This is a genomic window from Candidatus Fonsibacter ubiquis, from assembly GCF_002688585.1.
GTDB classification, from domain to species: domain Bacteria; phylum Pseudomonadota; class Alphaproteobacteria; order Pelagibacterales; family Pelagibacteraceae; genus Fontibacterium; species Fontibacterium commune.
On the sequence record NZ_CP024034.1, the window covers coordinates 257,994 to 272,166 of the forward strand.

The 14,173-nt window shown below is 29.8% G+C and carries 18 protein-coding genes; 12 read left to right on the forward strand and 6 right to left on the reverse strand.

Annotated features, from left to right (window positions below; all coding sequences use genetic code 11):
- Positions 1–6: 6 nt before the first annotated feature.
- The 6 genes from CR143_RS01430 to tkt are packed head-to-tail and all read right to left on the reverse strand — an operon-like array spanning position 7 to position 6,219.
- Positions 7–789, reverse strand: coding sequence for an inositol monophosphatase family protein (locus CR143_RS01430; protein ID WP_099340072.1), 783 nt, complete (start codon positions 787–789; stop codon positions 7–9).
- Complete coding sequence (gene efp / locus CR143_RS01435) at positions 789–1,352, reverse strand: elongation factor P (protein ID WP_099340073.1); 564 nt, start codon at positions 1,350–1,352, stop codon at positions 789–791. Before efp ends, CR143_RS01430 begins: the two co-directional genes overlap by 1 nt.
- A gap of 21 nt (positions 1,353–1,373) precedes the next feature.
- The gene (gene thiE, locus CR143_RS01440; RefSeq protein WP_099340074.1) at positions 1,374–1,988 is read right to left on the reverse strand and encodes a thiamine phosphate synthase; all 615 of its coding nucleotides are present in this window, start codon (positions 1,986–1,988) and stop codon (positions 1,374–1,376) included.
- A 4-nt stretch (positions 1,989–1,992) separates the two neighbouring features.
- On the reverse strand, positions 1,993–3,009 hold the full coding sequence (locus tag CR143_RS01445; protein ID WP_099340075.1) for a class I fructose-bisphosphate aldolase: 1,017 nt from the start codon (positions 3,007–3,009) through the stop codon (positions 1,993–1,995).
- Between the two features lie 27 nt (positions 3,010–3,036).
- The gene (locus tag CR143_RS01450) at positions 3,037–4,224 is read right to left on the reverse strand and encodes a phosphoglycerate kinase (protein ID WP_099340076.1); all 1,188 of its coding nucleotides are present in this window, start codon (positions 4,222–4,224) and stop codon (positions 3,037–3,039) included.
- Positions 4,225–4,236: 12 nt separating this feature from the next.
- A complete protein-coding gene (gene tkt / locus CR143_RS01455; protein WP_099340077.1) occupies positions 4,237–6,219 on the reverse strand; it encodes a transketolase in 1,983 nt (660 codons plus the stop codon).
- Positions 6,220–6,294: 75 nt separating this feature from the next.
- On the opposite strand from tkt, the gene CR143_RS01460 reads away from it, so the two are divergent.
- From CR143_RS01460 to pal, 12 genes are all read left to right on the forward strand, one after another.
- Positions 6,295–6,819: a hypothetical protein gene (locus CR143_RS01460; RefSeq protein ID WP_099340078.1), complete on the forward strand. Its 525-nt coding sequence runs from the start codon at positions 6,295–6,297 to the stop codon at positions 6,817–6,819.
- Positions 6,813–7,241, forward strand: coding sequence for a cell division protein ZapA (locus CR143_RS01465; protein WP_099340079.1), 429 nt, complete (start codon positions 6,813–6,815; stop codon positions 7,239–7,241). Before CR143_RS01460 ends, CR143_RS01465 begins: the two co-directional genes overlap by 7 nt.
- 5 nt (positions 7,242–7,246) lie before the next feature.
- The gene (locus tag CR143_RS01470; RefSeq protein WP_099340080.1) at positions 7,247–7,795 is read left to right on the forward strand and encodes a 5-formyltetrahydrofolate cyclo-ligase; all 549 of its coding nucleotides are present in this window, start codon (positions 7,247–7,249) and stop codon (positions 7,793–7,795) included.
- Entirely contained in the window at positions 7,795–8,604 is an 810-nt protein-coding gene (locus tag CR143_RS01475) for a TIGR00282 family metallophosphoesterase (RefSeq protein WP_099340994.1), read from the forward strand. Before CR143_RS01470 ends, CR143_RS01475 begins: the two co-directional genes overlap by 1 nt.
- A gap of 4 nt (positions 8,605–8,608) precedes the next feature.
- Positions 8,609–9,352 (forward strand): YebC/PmpR family DNA-binding transcriptional regulator, encoded by a 744-nt coding sequence (locus tag CR143_RS01480; RefSeq protein ID WP_099340081.1) that lies wholly within the window; start codon positions 8,609–8,611, stop codon positions 9,350–9,352.
- Between the two features lie 4 nt (positions 9,353–9,356).
- On the forward strand, positions 9,357–9,854 hold the full coding sequence (locus CR143_RS01485) for a RuvC family protein (protein WP_099340082.1): 498 nt from the start codon (positions 9,357–9,359) through the stop codon (positions 9,852–9,854).
- Positions 9,847–10,260, forward strand: coding sequence for a YbgC/FadM family acyl-CoA thioesterase (locus CR143_RS01490; protein ID WP_099340083.1), 414 nt, complete (start codon positions 9,847–9,849; stop codon positions 10,258–10,260). The genes CR143_RS01485 and CR143_RS01490 overlap by 8 nt, the downstream gene beginning before the upstream one ends.
- 80 nt (positions 10,261–10,340) lie before the next feature.
- Positions 10,341–10,988: a protein TolQ gene (gene tolQ, locus CR143_RS01495; protein ID WP_099340084.1), complete on the forward strand. Its 648-nt coding sequence runs from the start codon at positions 10,341–10,343 to the stop codon at positions 10,986–10,988.
- A complete protein-coding gene (tolR, locus tag CR143_RS01500; protein ID WP_099340085.1) occupies positions 10,989–11,423 on the forward strand; it encodes a protein TolR in 435 nt (144 codons plus the stop codon).
- A 4-nt stretch (positions 11,424–11,427) separates the two neighbouring features.
- Positions 11,428–12,234 (forward strand): cell envelope integrity protein TolA, encoded by an 807-nt coding sequence (gene tolA / locus CR143_RS01505; RefSeq protein WP_099340086.1) that lies wholly within the window; start codon positions 11,428–11,430, stop codon positions 12,232–12,234.
- A gap of 1 nt (position 12,235) precedes the next feature.
- Entirely contained in the window at positions 12,236–13,576 is a 1,341-nt protein-coding gene (tolB, locus tag CR143_RS01510; protein WP_099340087.1) for a Tol-Pal system beta propeller repeat protein TolB, read from the forward strand.
- Positions 13,577–13,658: 82 nt separating this feature from the next.
- On the forward strand, positions 13,659–14,141 hold the full coding sequence (pal, locus tag CR143_RS01515; RefSeq protein ID WP_099340088.1) for a peptidoglycan-associated lipoprotein Pal: 483 nt from the start codon (positions 13,659–13,661) through the stop codon (positions 14,139–14,141).
- Positions 14,142–14,173: the final 32 nt, after the last annotated feature.

Genomic DNA, 14,173 nt, shown 5'->3' on the forward strand with positions numbered 1-14,173 from the left:
TAAAATTTACGCAAGTAACGCAATAAGGTCTTTATCGATTTTTGAATTTGTAGCTAGCAGATTTTTATCTTCAATATATTTATCTCCACCTTTAAAATCAGTGACTGTGCCACCGGCTTCTTTAACAATTATAACTCCAGCAGCAATATCCCAATAATTTAGGTTTCTCTCCCACACTCCATCACACCTACCGCTTGCGAGATAGGCAAGATCTAACGCTGAACTACCAAATTTTCTAGTTGCTGCTACTTTTTTGCTGACAGTTTCATACTCTTTAAAAAAAATTTCTTTATTTTTATAAGAGAGAATAGGTCCGCCTGTTAGAATAACACATTCGTCTATATTTTTTCTTGAAGAAACACGTATTCTTGAATTATTTAAGTATGCGCCTTTACCTTTTTCAGCATAAAACATTTCATTAGTTATAGGATTAAAAATCATACCGCATATAATTTCTTTATTTTTTTCCAGACCTATAGAGATTGCAAAGTAAGGAACGCCATGTAAAAAATTTGTAGTTCCATCGATTGGATCAATAATCCATCGAAACTCTATATTTTTTCCGGACGAACCGCTTTCTTCAGCCAAAAATGAATAATCAGGTCTCGCAAGAGACAATTCGTTTATAATTATCTTTTCAGTTCTCTTGTCTGAATTGGTAACAAAATCTCCAGGACCTTTTTTTGATACTTGTAACTTTTCTATTTCACCAAAGTCGCGAATTAATAGTTTGGATGCTTTTTTGCAAGCCTTCTCCATGACATTGAGATTTGCCGACAGTAAAGGCATTAGCTTACTTTTTTTAAATACTCTTGCGTTTCTGTATCTACAATTATTTTATCACCTTGATTTATAAATGCTGGCACCATTATCTTAAGCCCATTTTGTATCGTTGCAGGTTTAAAAGAGCCAGAAGCAGTTTGTCCTTTTACAACAGATTCTGTTTCAAGAACTTCATATTCTACGGACCTTGGTAAAATAATGTTCAAAGGCTTGTCTTGATAAAATTCAATAGTAACTTCTAAGTTTTCTTTTAAAAATTTTTCGCAATCCTCAATAATAGATTTATTGATTGATATTTGTTCAAAATTTGCACTATCCATAAAAAAGAACTCATCGTTAGCTGAATATAAAAATTGAAATTTTTTTTCTTCAAGACTTGCTCTTTCCACTGTTTCGTCTGCTCTAAATCTTTCATTCAATTTTGTACCCTTAGTAATACTTTTAAGTTCTACTTGATTGTGTGATCGTAGATTGCCACGATTTGATGTTTGGTTTTTAAGGCATTTCCAAAGATCATTTTTATATTCAATGATGTTGCCAACCCTGATGTCTGATCCTAAAATTTTCATATTTATTCTGAGAACATATATCTATTTTTTAAACATGTTTACAGCAGTTAATGGGTTTTTCATGTTACTTTTCCATATACTGGCTGAGCAGGCTATGTAATTTGCGCCAGCATTTAATATTTTTTTATAATTTTTTTGATTAATTCCTCCTATGGCAACAATAGGTTTTTTAAAACTTTCTTTCGCCCATCTAATCAAACTCAATTTAGCTCTATATTTTACTTTCTTAGTTTTTGTAGGATAAAAAGCACCAAAAGCCACATAACTAGCTTTATTAGTAATAGCTTTTGAAGCAAGTATTTTAGAATTGTGACAAGTTATTCCAATAATTGAATTTTTTTTCAATACTTTTTTTGCAAAATTAATAGACATATCTTGTTGACCAAGATGGCAGCCATCAGCGTTTAATATTTTTGCAATATATGGATCATCATTGATAATAAAATTAACTTTATATTTTCTAGTAAGTTTTATTATTTTTTTTCCAAGAAATATAATCTGCTTTCTTTTTTGATTCTTAACTCTAAGTTGAAAAAATTTTATAATGTTACTTGTAAAAACAAGTTCCAGTTTTTTAAGAAATATTTTATGATTTGTAATTCTTTCAGGAGAAATTAAGTAAAGAAATTTACTCAATAAATTAAGCTGCTTTTTTTTCTAAATCTAATTTCCATTTACCGATTGAGGCAAGACTATTCATTTCAGATCTTACATCAAAAACTGCTTGAACAGTAACCCTATCATTAATATTTTTTGCCCAAGTTTTTAATGCACTTTGCTGTAGCGCTCTACCGTATGAAAATGTAAAAGCAAAATTTGTATCATTAATTTTATTAATAGAGTTAAGGTTCTCAGTTGCTTCAATTTCACTTTGCCCACCTGAAAGAAAAGCTATTCCAGGAACTTCTTTTGGAACATTTCTTTTAAGACAATCAAGAGTTTTCTCAGCAACTTCTCCAGTTATATTTTTTTTTCCAGACTCAGAACCATTTAATATCATATTAGGTTTTAACACTATTCCTTTCAAATTTACTTTGTGAATAGCGAGTTGATGAAAACATTCATTTAATACTGCAGAAGTTACTTCATAACATTTTTTAATATCATGGTTACCGTCCATTAAAACTTCAGGTTCAACAATTGGAACCATATTTGTGTCTTGAACAATGGCAGCGTATCTTGCAAGTGCATGGGCGTTTGCAACTATTGAAGTTTTCGATGGATAGATATTTGATATTTCATAGACAGCTCTCCATTTAGTAAATCTTGCTCCTAATTTATAATATTCAATTAATCTTTCTTTTAGACCATCCAGTCCTTCAGTAATTTTTTCATCATTTGAAAGAGCAAGTGGTTTCACCCCTCTATCAACTTTAATTCCAGGAATAATTCCTTGGTCACTAAGTATTTTTGAAATAGTTCTACCATTGGATGCAGTTTGTTTTATTGTTTCGTCAAACAAGATTACTCCACTTATAAAATCTTTAATTTTTTTGGATGTGAAAAGAGTTTCTCGAAAATTTAATCGATTTTCTTCTGTGGAGGGAATTTTTATAGAATCTAACCTTTTAGTCATTGTGCTATTACTTTCGTCAGCGGCTAAAATTCCTTTGCCTTTTTGCACCATTGCAAGTGCAATAGACTCGATACTGTTCATAGAACTAATCTTTTAGTTATTTAAAAATTATTTTTCAAGGACTTTTAGCCCAGGAAGTATTTTTCCCTCAAGCCATTCTAAAAAAGCACCACCTGCAGTTGAGATATAACTAAAACCATCTTCAGCTTTTGCTTTTTTAATTGCTGCAGCAGTATCACCACCGCCAGCTATGGATGTTAATAATTTTTTTTGTGTATTAATTTTAATTAATTTTGCAACTTCATTACTGCCATTAGCAAATAGATCTTTTTCAAAAAATCCTAGCGGACCATTCCATAGTAGAGTTTTTGATAAATTAATAATTTCACTAATACTTTTTATAGTATTAATACCAATATCAAAAATAATATCATTAGCCTCTATCTCAGATAAATTTTTATTTTTACCAGAGGTGTTTTCACTAGTTGAGACAACAACATCTTTTGGAATTATTAGTTTGCAGTTATATTCTTTAGCTATGGAAATAATTTTCTTTATGGTTTCTTCTTTATTAGGCTCAAACAAAGATTTACCAATCTGAAAATTATTATATTTTATAAAATTATTGGCCATGGCACCACCAATAATCATAAAATCGACTTTTTTAATTAAATTTGAAATTAAATCAATTTTTGTAGATATTTTTGAACCACCAATAATACAAGTAATAGGTTTATTAGATTTATTAAAAATTTTTTCTAAAGAATTTAATTCATTAAAAATTGTTTCTCCCGCATAAGATTTTATAAATTTCGTTATTCCGGTTACTGACGCGTGTGCTCGATGAGAGCATGAAAATGCTTCATTTATATAAATATCTGCAAGATTTGCTAATTGTTGAGAAAATTCAAGATCATTTTGTTCTTCTTCTTTGTGAAATCTAATATTTTCTAAAAGAAACAACTCTTTATCTGACTGTCTAATACTGTTCTTAGTTTCATTATTCAAATAATTATTTAAGAAGACTATGTCTTTTTTAAAAATATTTTCTAATTTATTTTTAACCTGATCTAGAGATAATCCTTCTTTTCCATTTTTTTGAGGTCTTCCTAAATGAGAACATAAGATAATTTTAGCTTTTTTAGATAATAACTTATTAATGATATCTTTCATTTTAACGATTTTCGTATCGTCAATTACCTTTCCATCTTTTATTGGAATATTAAAATCAACTCTTAAAAAAATAATTTTGCCTTTAATATCCTCATTGCTAGAAAGCGTATTTAGATTATTCATGTATAAGCTTGATTATTTGTAATTTTTCCTGATCTCAGAGGTAATATTTTCAGATGTAAGACCAAAATGTTTATATATTTGTTTATAAGGCGCACTCTTTCCAAATGAATTGATACCAAAAGAAATTCCATTAGATGTATATTTTTCCCAACCCGTTGTAACTCCAGCTTCTATAGTTACTCTAAAGGAGTTTTTTCCTAAAATTTTATTTTTATATTCTTGAGATTGTTTCTCAAATAATTCTAAACAAGGCATAGAAATAACTTTTGATTCTATATTTTGATCATTTAATTTTTTTTGCACATCCAACGCAATCTCTACTTCAGATCCAGTTGCAATTATTGTTAGATTGCAATTATCTTTTTTAGAATCACTCAATATGTAGCCTCCATATTGAGTTAAATTTTCTTTAGATTCTTTTTTTCTTACCATTGGCAAATCTTGTCTTGTAAGAGCAAGAACGCTAGGTGATGATTTTGATTTTAAAGCTAATTCCCAGGCCTCTAAAGTTTCAATGGAGTCTGCTGGTCTAAATACATTTAAATTTGGAATTGATCTTAAACTAAATAACTGTTCCACGGGTTGATGCGTCGGCCCATCTTCACCAAGACCAATTGAGTCATGTGTTAATACATATATGACTCTTTGTTTCATTAATGCGGCCAATCTAATTGATGGCTTGCAATAATCTGAAAATATTAAAAACGTTCCACCGTATGGAATGATACTTTGATCTAAAGCCAAACCATTCATTACGCCGCACATACCATGTTCTCTTATTCCGTAGTGAATATATGTACCATTAAAATTACTAGCTTTTATTATTTTTTGAGATGATGATTTTGTATTATTAGAACCTGTTAAATCTGCAGAGCCGCCTATAAGCTCTGGAATAAATGTTGTAATTGACTCAAGACATGCTTCTGAAGATTTTCTTGTAGCAGTGGGCTTTAAATTTTCAAAAAATTTATCTTTAATTTGATTAATTTTTTCATTAAAGTTTTTTGGTAAGTTGCCAGAATTAATTCTCAAAATCTCTTCTTTTTTATTTTTTTCTAATTTATCAAAATTCTTTTTCCAATTTTCTTCATGTTTTTTTCCAGTAATAATTAATTTTCTCCACTCTTTTAAAATTTTTTCAGGTATCTCAAATGGAGGATATGACCATTTTAATTTTTTTCTAACCAATTCAATCTCTGGGCCTCCCAAAGGACTTCCATGAACCGAGGCAGTATTACTTTTGTTTGGCGAACCATAACCAATAATAGTTTTGCAAGATATAACCGTTGGTTTTTTTGCTGTTTGTACTTTACTAATGGCTTTTGAAATTTGATTATGATTATGACCATTAATCTCAATCAAATCCCAGTTATAAGAAGAAAATCTTTTTCTATAATCGTCAGAAATACTAAGATTTGTATTTCCATCTATAGAAATAGAGTTGTTATCAAAAAATAATATTAAGTTTTTAAGTTTTAAGTGTCCGGCTAGACTCATTGCTTCATGACTTATACCTTCCATTAAACAACCATCACCTGCAATTACATAAGTTTTATGATTGCAAATCTTATTACCAAATTTTTCTCTATTAATTTCTTCGGCTAAAGCAAAACCAACAGCATTAGCTATGCCTTGTCCTAAGGGGCCAGTGGTCGTTTCTATTCCAGAATCTTTTTCATATTCAGGATGCCCAGCGCAAATAGAATCTAATTGTCTAAAATTTTTTATATCTTCAATAGTAATACTTTTATAACCAGATAAGTATAAAGCAGAATAAAGCAACATTGACCCATGACCTGCTGACAAAACAAATCTATCTCTATTAAACCAAGATGGATTATGAGGATTAAATCTTAAAAATTTATTAAAAAGAATCGTTGTTACATCAGCCATTCCCATGGGCATACCAGGATGACCAGAGTTTGCTTTTTGAACTGCGTCAATTGACAAAAATCTTATTGCATTAGCTAGATCTGAGTAATTATTTTTTGTCATGAAACATAGATAGACTTGGATTGCAGGAATTATTATTATGTTTAAGATGCAAATTAAACATTTTTTTTCAGTTTAATGAATTTAAAAAATAAAGAAACACAGCTATTCGAAAGTTTAAACAAACTAGATTCAATCGCAGATTTAATTAAAACCTCAAAAGAAGAAAGCAGCTATCTAAAAAAATTAAGCCATCAGTTAGAAAAAGAAAAAGAAGAATTGCATCAGAAGTCAAAAAATTTAGAACAAGAAAAAAATAATATCATCAATGAGCTAAAAGTTTTTGAAGAAAAACTAAATAATCAAGATGCAGGAAATTATGAATTATTAAATAAAATTGATCTTATAGAAAAAGAAAATCAAACAATAAAAGATGAATTAGCTAAAATGGAAGAAGAATTAAAAGAGTCAAGATATAAAATTGAGGAAACTGAAAATATTAACAAAAATTTAAAAGAAGAAGTTAATTCTGTCCAAACTGAATTGCAGTCAACAAAAGAACAATTGGAACAAATATTAAAAAATAAAAAAATGTTTGTGAAAAAAATTGACGAATTAAGCCAAGAGACAGATGCCATGTTAGGAGAATTTGATAAATGGTAAATGTTACTGTTAAATTTAACAATCGAGATTATATTCTTTCATGCGAAGATGGGCAGGAGCAGGAATTAGAAAAATTATCCTTACATTTAAATGAAAAATTTGAAAAGCTTAAAAGTGATCTTGGAAATATAGGCGAAAGTAAACTTTTATTAATTAGCTCTATTCAAGTGATTGATGAAATGTTTACCATCAAAGAGTCTATAGAAAAGCTTAAAAATCAAAACAAAACTTTACTAGATAAATTTAAAGAAATTAAAAATTTATCAATTCTATATAAAGAAGATAAAGAAAAAGAAATTCAAAGTCTACAATCAGAATTGCAAGAACTTAAAGGCAAAATCTTAGATAATGAAAAAAATTATTCAGAGTCTATCGAAAAAGTTTCAAATTCAATAAATAATTTTTTAGAAAAAATTAATTAAATTTAATGAAAGAAAAGTTAAGGAAGTATTTTTTTTCCTTAAGAAAAAATAAATATTTTAATTTAAAAGAACAAGATTTTAGTCCATTATTTTCAGAGATTATACGATCCAAAAAAAAAATCATCGGGTCTTATTATTCTATAAACTTTGAATTAGATTTAAAAATTTTAAATATGTTGTTATTTAAAAAAGGACTCTCGTTGACATTACCGTTTATTCACAAAGATAATAAATTAATGGAGTTTAAAAAATGGAATTCAAACGATGTTTTGCAATTAAATAAATATGGAATACCACAAACTTTTATAAAATCTAAAACTTTAATACCTGATATTTTTTTAGTTCCACTGTTAGCTTTTGATAAATATGGTAATAGGCTCGGCTACGGTTCAGGATATTACGACAAATATTTTAATATGTTAAATTTAAATAAAAAAAAATTTAGAACAATTGGAATTGGTTTTTCATTTCAAAAAAAAGATAAATTAAAAGTATTTAAAACGGACTTTTGTTTAGATGCTGTTTTTACAGAAAAAGGATTTTTAAAAATTTAATGAATTTCTTATTTTTAGGGGATATTGTTGGAAGATCCGGAAGAGATATAGTTTTATCTGAATTACCAAAGTTAAAAACTAACGAAGAAATAGACTTTGTTATTGTGAATGGAGAAAATGCTGCAGGTGGTTATGGAATTACAAAAAAAATTTGCGATGAGCTATTTTCAGTTGGGGTTGATGTAATTACCTCTGGAAATCATATTTGGGATCAAAAAGAAACAGCAGATTTTATATCTACGGAAAAGAGATTGTTGCGACCCTTGAATTTTATGGAGGGTACACCAGGATCAGGTTGTGAGATTTATTCTTTAAAAAATAATAAGAAAGTTGCTGTAATTAATATTATGGGAAACGTTTATATGAAAAAAGCAAATGATGTTTTCAATTGTATTTCTCTAAAATTACAATCTTTAAAATTAAGCAAAGATGTAGATTTTATTATCGTTGATATTCATGCTGAAATAACTAGTGAAAAAATAGCCATGGGTCATTATCTTGATGGTCTAGTTACATTAGTTGTAGGAACGCATAGTCATGTACCTACTTATGATTTTAGAATTTTAAATAATGGAACTGCATATCAAACTGATGCTGGCATGTGTGGAGATTATGATTCAGTCATAGGAATGGATAAAGATGCAGCATTAAAAAAATTTTTAAAACAGCCAAATTTAGAACGTTTATCTCCTGCATTAGGTAAAGGAACTTTATCTGGAATTAAAGTATTGGCCGACGACAAAACGGGTCTTGCAAAAGATATAAAACCCATCACAATTGGCGCTCATTTTAATCAAAGATCATTTTAAAAGCATGGCAGGTCATTCGCATTTTAAAAATATGATGCACAGGAAAGGACGTGCAGATAAAATACGATCTAAACTATTTACTAAGCTTTCAAGAGAAATAACTGTTTCAGCAAAACTTGGAACGCCTGATCCTGAAATGAATCCAAGGCTGCGAGCGGCTGTTCAAGCTGCAAGAGCTGCAAATATGCCTAAGGATAATATCGAAAGAGCTATTAAAAAATCACAGGGAAATATTGATAATAGTTATGAATTTTCAAGATATGAGGGATTTGGACCAGGAAGAACAGGCGTTATCATTGAAGTATTAACTGATAATAAAAATCGTGCAGTATCAAATATCAGAACAATATTTCAAAAATTTGGCGGAACCTTGGGCGAAACAGGATCAGTCAGTTATCAATTTGAACAGATAGGGCAAATCAAGATAAAGAAAGATTTGATGAATGCAAATGACGCTTTAGAGCTGGCAATTAATGCAGGAGCAGAAGATTGCGTTACAACTGATTTCTATCATGAAATTAATTGTAAAAAAGAAGAATTTAATTTTGTTAGAGAAAAAATAGAAAAAAAAATCAAAGATTTGAGTTTTGCAGGTCTTATTTGGAATCCTTTAAATAAAGTTAATTTAGACAAAGAAACATTTACTAAAATTGTAAATTTTTTAGAGCAGATAGAAGATGATGATGATGTTCAAAATGTTTTTACTAATTTTGAAGTTGATGAAAAATTATTAGAAGGGGCGAATTAAAAAATTGTTAGTTTTTTCTATTGATCCTGGTGTGAGCGGAGCAATTTGTGTTTTTAAAAATAAGGATATTTTAGATATATATGATGTTCCAACAATGGTTGATGGAAAAAAAAATAAAAGACAAATTAATTCTGCGCAAGTAACTCATATATTCAAAAGTTTTGTAAAAGAGGGTGACAAAGTTTCAGTAATTGTTGAACAAGTTAATGCAATGCCTGGCCAAGGCGTAACCAGTATGTTTAATTTTGGGCAGTCCTTTGGAATTATAAAAGGAATATGTGCGGCTTTAAGCTTTCCAATATATTTTGTAAGACCTGCAAAATGGAAAAAACATTTCAATCTAATTGGTTCAGTAAAAGATGCTAGCAGAACCAAAGTTATAGAAATTTATCCAACTATGTCTCCCAAGATAGCTAGAAAAAAAGATTCTAATAAAGCGGATGCAATTTTAATTGGGAAATATTTTATAGATAATTATAAAAACGATAGTTTTCATGGTTAGTGCAATAAAGAAATTTTTTTTTGAAACTAAAGTTTATTACGAGGACACAGATGCGGGAGGAATTGTTTATTACGCAAATTATTTAAAGTATTTTGAAAGAGCGAGAACTGAACTTATTTATTCTATTGGCTATAATCATAAAGAATTAAATGATAAATTAGAAATCAAAATTGTTGTCCATAAATTTACTATTACCTATAAAAAACCAATATTATTTGAAGATAAGATTATTGTTGAGAGTTTTGTAAAAAATGTTTCAAACTTGAGAATTGAAATGGCTCAAAATATTTTAAGAGACGATGAAGTTTTAGCAGAAGCGATGGTTGAACTAGTTACTATTGATAATTTTGGAAAGCCAAAAATAATTCCTGAGGAATTAAAGGCAAAATTAAGCTCTTACATATAATAAAGCAGTAGATCTTTTGCGCAAAGACAAATAAATGACAAGGTTAAGAATTATATAAAAACCATACAAAATAAAAAATTATGAATTTTGCTGCAAGTAATTTTTCTTTTATCTCATTATTCTTCAAAGCCGATCTTGTTGTAAAACTTGTAATTATTATTTTAATTGCTGCATCGATTTACTCCTGGGCGATAATTATTGAAAAATATAAATTGTTTAAAAGAATTAATGGTTCTTCCAATTTTTTTGAGGATCAGTTTTGGTCTTCAAAATCAGCCGATAGTCTTTATAAGAAATTAGAGGATTACAATGAAGATCCAATGGCTAATGTATTTAAGGCTGGGATGGAATTTATGATTAAAAATAAATCTAGAGCTTCATCTGTACAAGAGAGAATTCAACAAGCATTGAGTGGCGCTATAGATAAAGAGATGGAAATTGTTGAAAAAAAATTAACTTTTTTAGCAACCGTTGGATCAACAACTCCTTTTATTGGTTTATTTGGAACAGTGTGGGGTATTATGAATTCTTTTCAATCTATCGCTATTTCAAAAAACACAAGTTTAGCTATCGTGGCACCTGGTATAGCGGAGGCATTGTTTGCAACTGCACTAGGATTATTAGCGGCAATTCCTGCAGTGGTTGCTTATAATAAATTTACTAGTGACTCTAGAAAGTATTCAACGCGTTTAGAAAATTTTAGCCAATCATTTATTTCGATTATATAAATGGGTTTCAAAATTCAGAATAATAGATCTCGAAAACGAGAACCTATGAGTGAGATAAATGTCACTCCTTTCGTTGATGTAATGTTAGTGTTATTGATTATTTTTATGGTTACTGCACCAATGTTAACAGCAGGGGTAGCAGTTAACCTACCAGACAGTTCAGCAAATTCATTACCAGATGATAAGGAGCCTTTAACTTTAAGTATTAATGCTAAGGGCGAAACTTTTATTCAAGAAACCCAAGTTGAGATGGGTCAATTAGTTCCAAAAATTTTGGCAATGTCTAAAAATAGAACAGATACTAGAATTTATGTAAGAGGAGATAAAGCAATCGACTATGGACGAGTAATGGAAGTAATGGGATTACTTTCAAGGGCAGGTTTTACTAAAGTTGCTTTAATATCAGGCCCTCCTATTTCAAAAAGTAAAAAATAATGCAATGCAAAAAAGCCTTAAAATTTCTTTTATAGGTCATTTTGTTATTCTTTTTATCAGTAGTATAACTTTGCCTTTTTTAATGGGGAAAGTGCAAGCCCCACTTGTTATTTCGGTAGATCTTGTTCAAATTGGGGATAGAACAAACATCCCCTATGCGCCAAAAGTTCTAGACGGAGAAAAAACGGATAAAAAAACAAAAGATAGAGTTGTAACAAACCAAGCGCCGCCTAAAATTGTGCCTAAAGAAAAACCAGATGCTGTTCCTTTGCCTGAAAATATTAAACAAATTAAAGAGTTATTAGAGAAAAGGCAAAATCCGGTTAAAGTAGAAAATCTTGATAAGCAGACTTCAGAATTTGAAAAAAAAGAAATCTTTGATCCTAATAAAATTTCAGCTCTAATTGATAAATCAAAAAAAGATAACGCTGAAATAGAAAAGAAAACAAGTTTAGAAGCCACACAGAGCCAGCAAAAAAATGTAGTTGTTTCTAAACTCACTATAACGCAAGAGGATGCAATCAAAGCTCAAATATTTAAGTGCTGGAATATTCCTATTGGACTTCCATATAATGAAAATTTAACTGTAAAAGTGAGAATAAAGCTTAATCCAGACGGATCGTTGATAAGTAGTGAGATTTTAGATCAATCAAGAATGAATGCAGGTGGACAAACTTATTATAAAATATTAGCAGAAAGTGCATTAAGAGCTGTTAAATTGTGCAACCCTTTAAAAGTCCCGCCAACTGAATATGAAAAATGGAAAGAGATGCAACTCAACTTTGATGCTAAAGAAATGTTAAGAGGTTAGTATGAAGAATTGTATTTATAAAATAGTTTTTTTATTTTTTTTAATTACCTCAAAATCATTTGCCCTTGTTTCTGTAGATATTACCAGAGGTAATTTAGATCCGCTACCAGTTGCAATTTCAAATTTTTATTTTGATGTAAATATTGATAACAATTTAAAAAAAACAAATATTGAAAATAAAATACCAGAATTAGTTCAAAATAATCTTACTCGATCAGGTTTATTTTTTGCTTTAGATAAGAAATCTTTTATTCAAAAACCAGAAGTAGCTCATAATAAACCAAGATTTGAGGATTGGTCGTTTATTAAGGCACAGGTTCTTGTAACTGGTAAAATTTCTTTAGAAAAAGATGGAAGACTCAAAGTTGAATTTAAATTATGGGATGTGGTATCTGCAACAGAATTATCTGCATTAGCTTTTTATACAGCGCCGGACAACTGGAGAAGAGTAGCACATTTAATTTCTGATAAAATTTACGAAAGACTAACTGGTGAAAAAGGTTATTTTGATACAAGAATTATTTATGTTGCTGAAACAGGTCCCAAAGTAAATAGAAAAAAAAGATTAGCTGTAATGGATCAAGATGGTTTTGGAGTTAAATATTTAACTTTAGGAAATGAAATTGTTTTAACCCCAAGATTTAGTCCAACAAATCAACTTGTCACATATATGTCCTATTACAAAAATTTACCAAGAGTTTACCTATTAAATATTGAAACTGGATTGCAAGATTTAGTTGGAGATTTTCCAGGTATGACTTTTGCACCACGTTTTTCATCGGACGGAAAAAAAATTATTATGAGTTTTGCACAAGAAGGCAACTCTGATATTTATACTATGGATATTAAAACTAGAGTTGTTGAAAAATTAACTGATCATCCCTCCATAGACACTTCGCCTTCCTATTCTCCTGATGGAACTCAAATTGCCTTTAATTCTGATCGGAGTGGTTTTCAGCAAATTTACACAATGAAAAGTGATGGAACTAATGTAAAAAGAATTTCTTTTGGTGATGGTTTATATGGTACTCCAGTTTGGTCGCCGCGCGGCGATCTTATTGCTTTTACTAAATTATATCGCAATAAATTCTATATCGGCGTTATGAGATCAGATGGATCAGGTGAGAGATTATTAACTGAAAATTATTATCAAGAGGCTCCTTCTTGGGCGCCCAATGGAAGAGTACTAATTTTTTATCGTGAAACTGCTTCTGACACTGCAGGTAGAGGAGGTGGAGCAAAATTATGGTCTATTGATCTAACAGGGTATAATGAAAGATTGATCCCAACCGAAACCGATGCTTCCGACCCTTCTTGGTCCGGATTATTATCAGCAAAATAGTAAAAACATAAAACTTTAGGTTGCATTAATTGTTTTTTTAAAATATTTAAAACTTTCAAAAATAAACAACGAAAGACGATAAATGTTACAAAATAAAGTTAATAAAATTATCTTAGCGCTAGTAATGACCCTTTTTTTAGGTGCTTGCGCTACACAACAAAAAGCAACAACTCCAACAGGACCATCAGATGATGCTTATACAGGAACAGAAACAGTAAAATTTCTAGCAGATGGCGTTCCAGATAGAGTATTTTTTGCTACAAATAAATCAGACTTAACCACCGCAGCAAGTGCAACTCTGGCAAAACAAGCAACATATTTAAAAGCAAATCCAACTTTAAGTGTTGTTCTTGAAGGTCATGCAGATGAAAGAGGAACAAGAGAATATAACTTAGCACTTGGTGAACGAAGAGCTACAGCTGCAAAAAACTATTTAATAAGTAATGGTATAGCAGCAAATAGAATTAAAGTGATTAGTTACGGTAAAGAAAAACCGGTAAATCCAGCATCGAATGCTTTAGCTTGGTCTCAAAATAGACGAGCTGTAACAGTTAAAACTAATTAGTACTAGATACATTTTAAAAGACCCTAATGTGA

Bases quoted from the DNA above. Each gene is read 5' to 3' on its own strand.
- CR143_RS01480 (WP_099340081.1), top strand. From the start codon at position 8,609: ATGGCAGGTCATTCGCATTTTAAAAATATGATGCACAGGAAAGGACGT.
- CR143_RS01475 (WP_099340994.1), top strand. From the start codon at position 7,795: ATGAATTTCTTATTTTTAGGGGATATTGTTGGAAGATCCGGAAGAGAT.
- pal (WP_099340088.1), top strand. From the start codon at position 13,659: ATGTTACAAAATAAAGTTAATAAAATTATCTTAGCGCTAGTAATGACC.
- CR143_RS01465 (WP_099340079.1), top strand. From the start codon at position 6,813: ATGGTAAATGTTACTGTTAAATTTAACAATCGAGATTATATTCTTTCA.
- CR143_RS01490 (WP_099340083.1), top strand. From the start codon at position 9,847: ATGGTTAGTGCAATAAAGAAATTTTTTTTTGAAACTAAAGTTTATTAC.
- CR143_RS01450 (WP_099340076.1), bottom strand. From the start codon at position 4,224: ATGAATAATCTAAATACGCTTTCTAGCAATGAGGATATTAAAGGCAAA.
- CR143_RS01460 (WP_099340078.1), top strand. From the start codon at position 6,295: ATGAATTTAAAAAATAAAGAAACACAGCTATTCGAAAGTTTAAACAAA.
- tolR (WP_099340085.1), top strand. From the start codon at position 10,989: ATGGGTTTCAAAATTCAGAATAATAGATCTCGAAAACGAGAACCTATG.
- CR143_RS01470 (WP_099340080.1), top strand. From the start codon at position 7,247: ATGAAAGAAAAGTTAAGGAAGTATTTTTTTTCCTTAAGAAAAAATAAA.
- tolQ (WP_099340084.1), top strand. From the start codon at position 10,341: ATGAATTTTGCTGCAAGTAATTTTTCTTTTATCTCATTATTCTTCAAA.
- CR143_RS01445 (WP_099340075.1), bottom strand. From the start codon at position 3,009: ATGAACAGTATCGAGTCTATTGCACTTGCAATGGTGCAAAAAGGCAAA.
- efp (WP_099340073.1), bottom strand. From the start codon at position 1,352: ATGAAAATTTTAGGATCAGACATCAGGGTTGGCAACATCATTGAATAT.
- tolB (WP_099340087.1), top strand. From the start codon at position 12,236: ATGAAGAATTGTATTTATAAAATAGTTTTTTTATTTTTTTTAATTACC.
- tkt (WP_099340077.1), bottom strand. From the start codon at position 6,219: ATGACAAAAAATAATTACTCAGATCTAGCTAATGCAATAAGATTTTTG.
- CR143_RS01430 (WP_099340072.1), bottom strand. From the start codon at position 789: ATGCCTTTACTGTCGGCAAATCTCAATGTCATGGAGAAGGCTTGCAAA.
- tolA (WP_099340086.1), top strand. From the start codon at position 11,428: ATGCAAAAAAGCCTTAAAATTTCTTTTATAGGTCATTTTGTTATTCTT.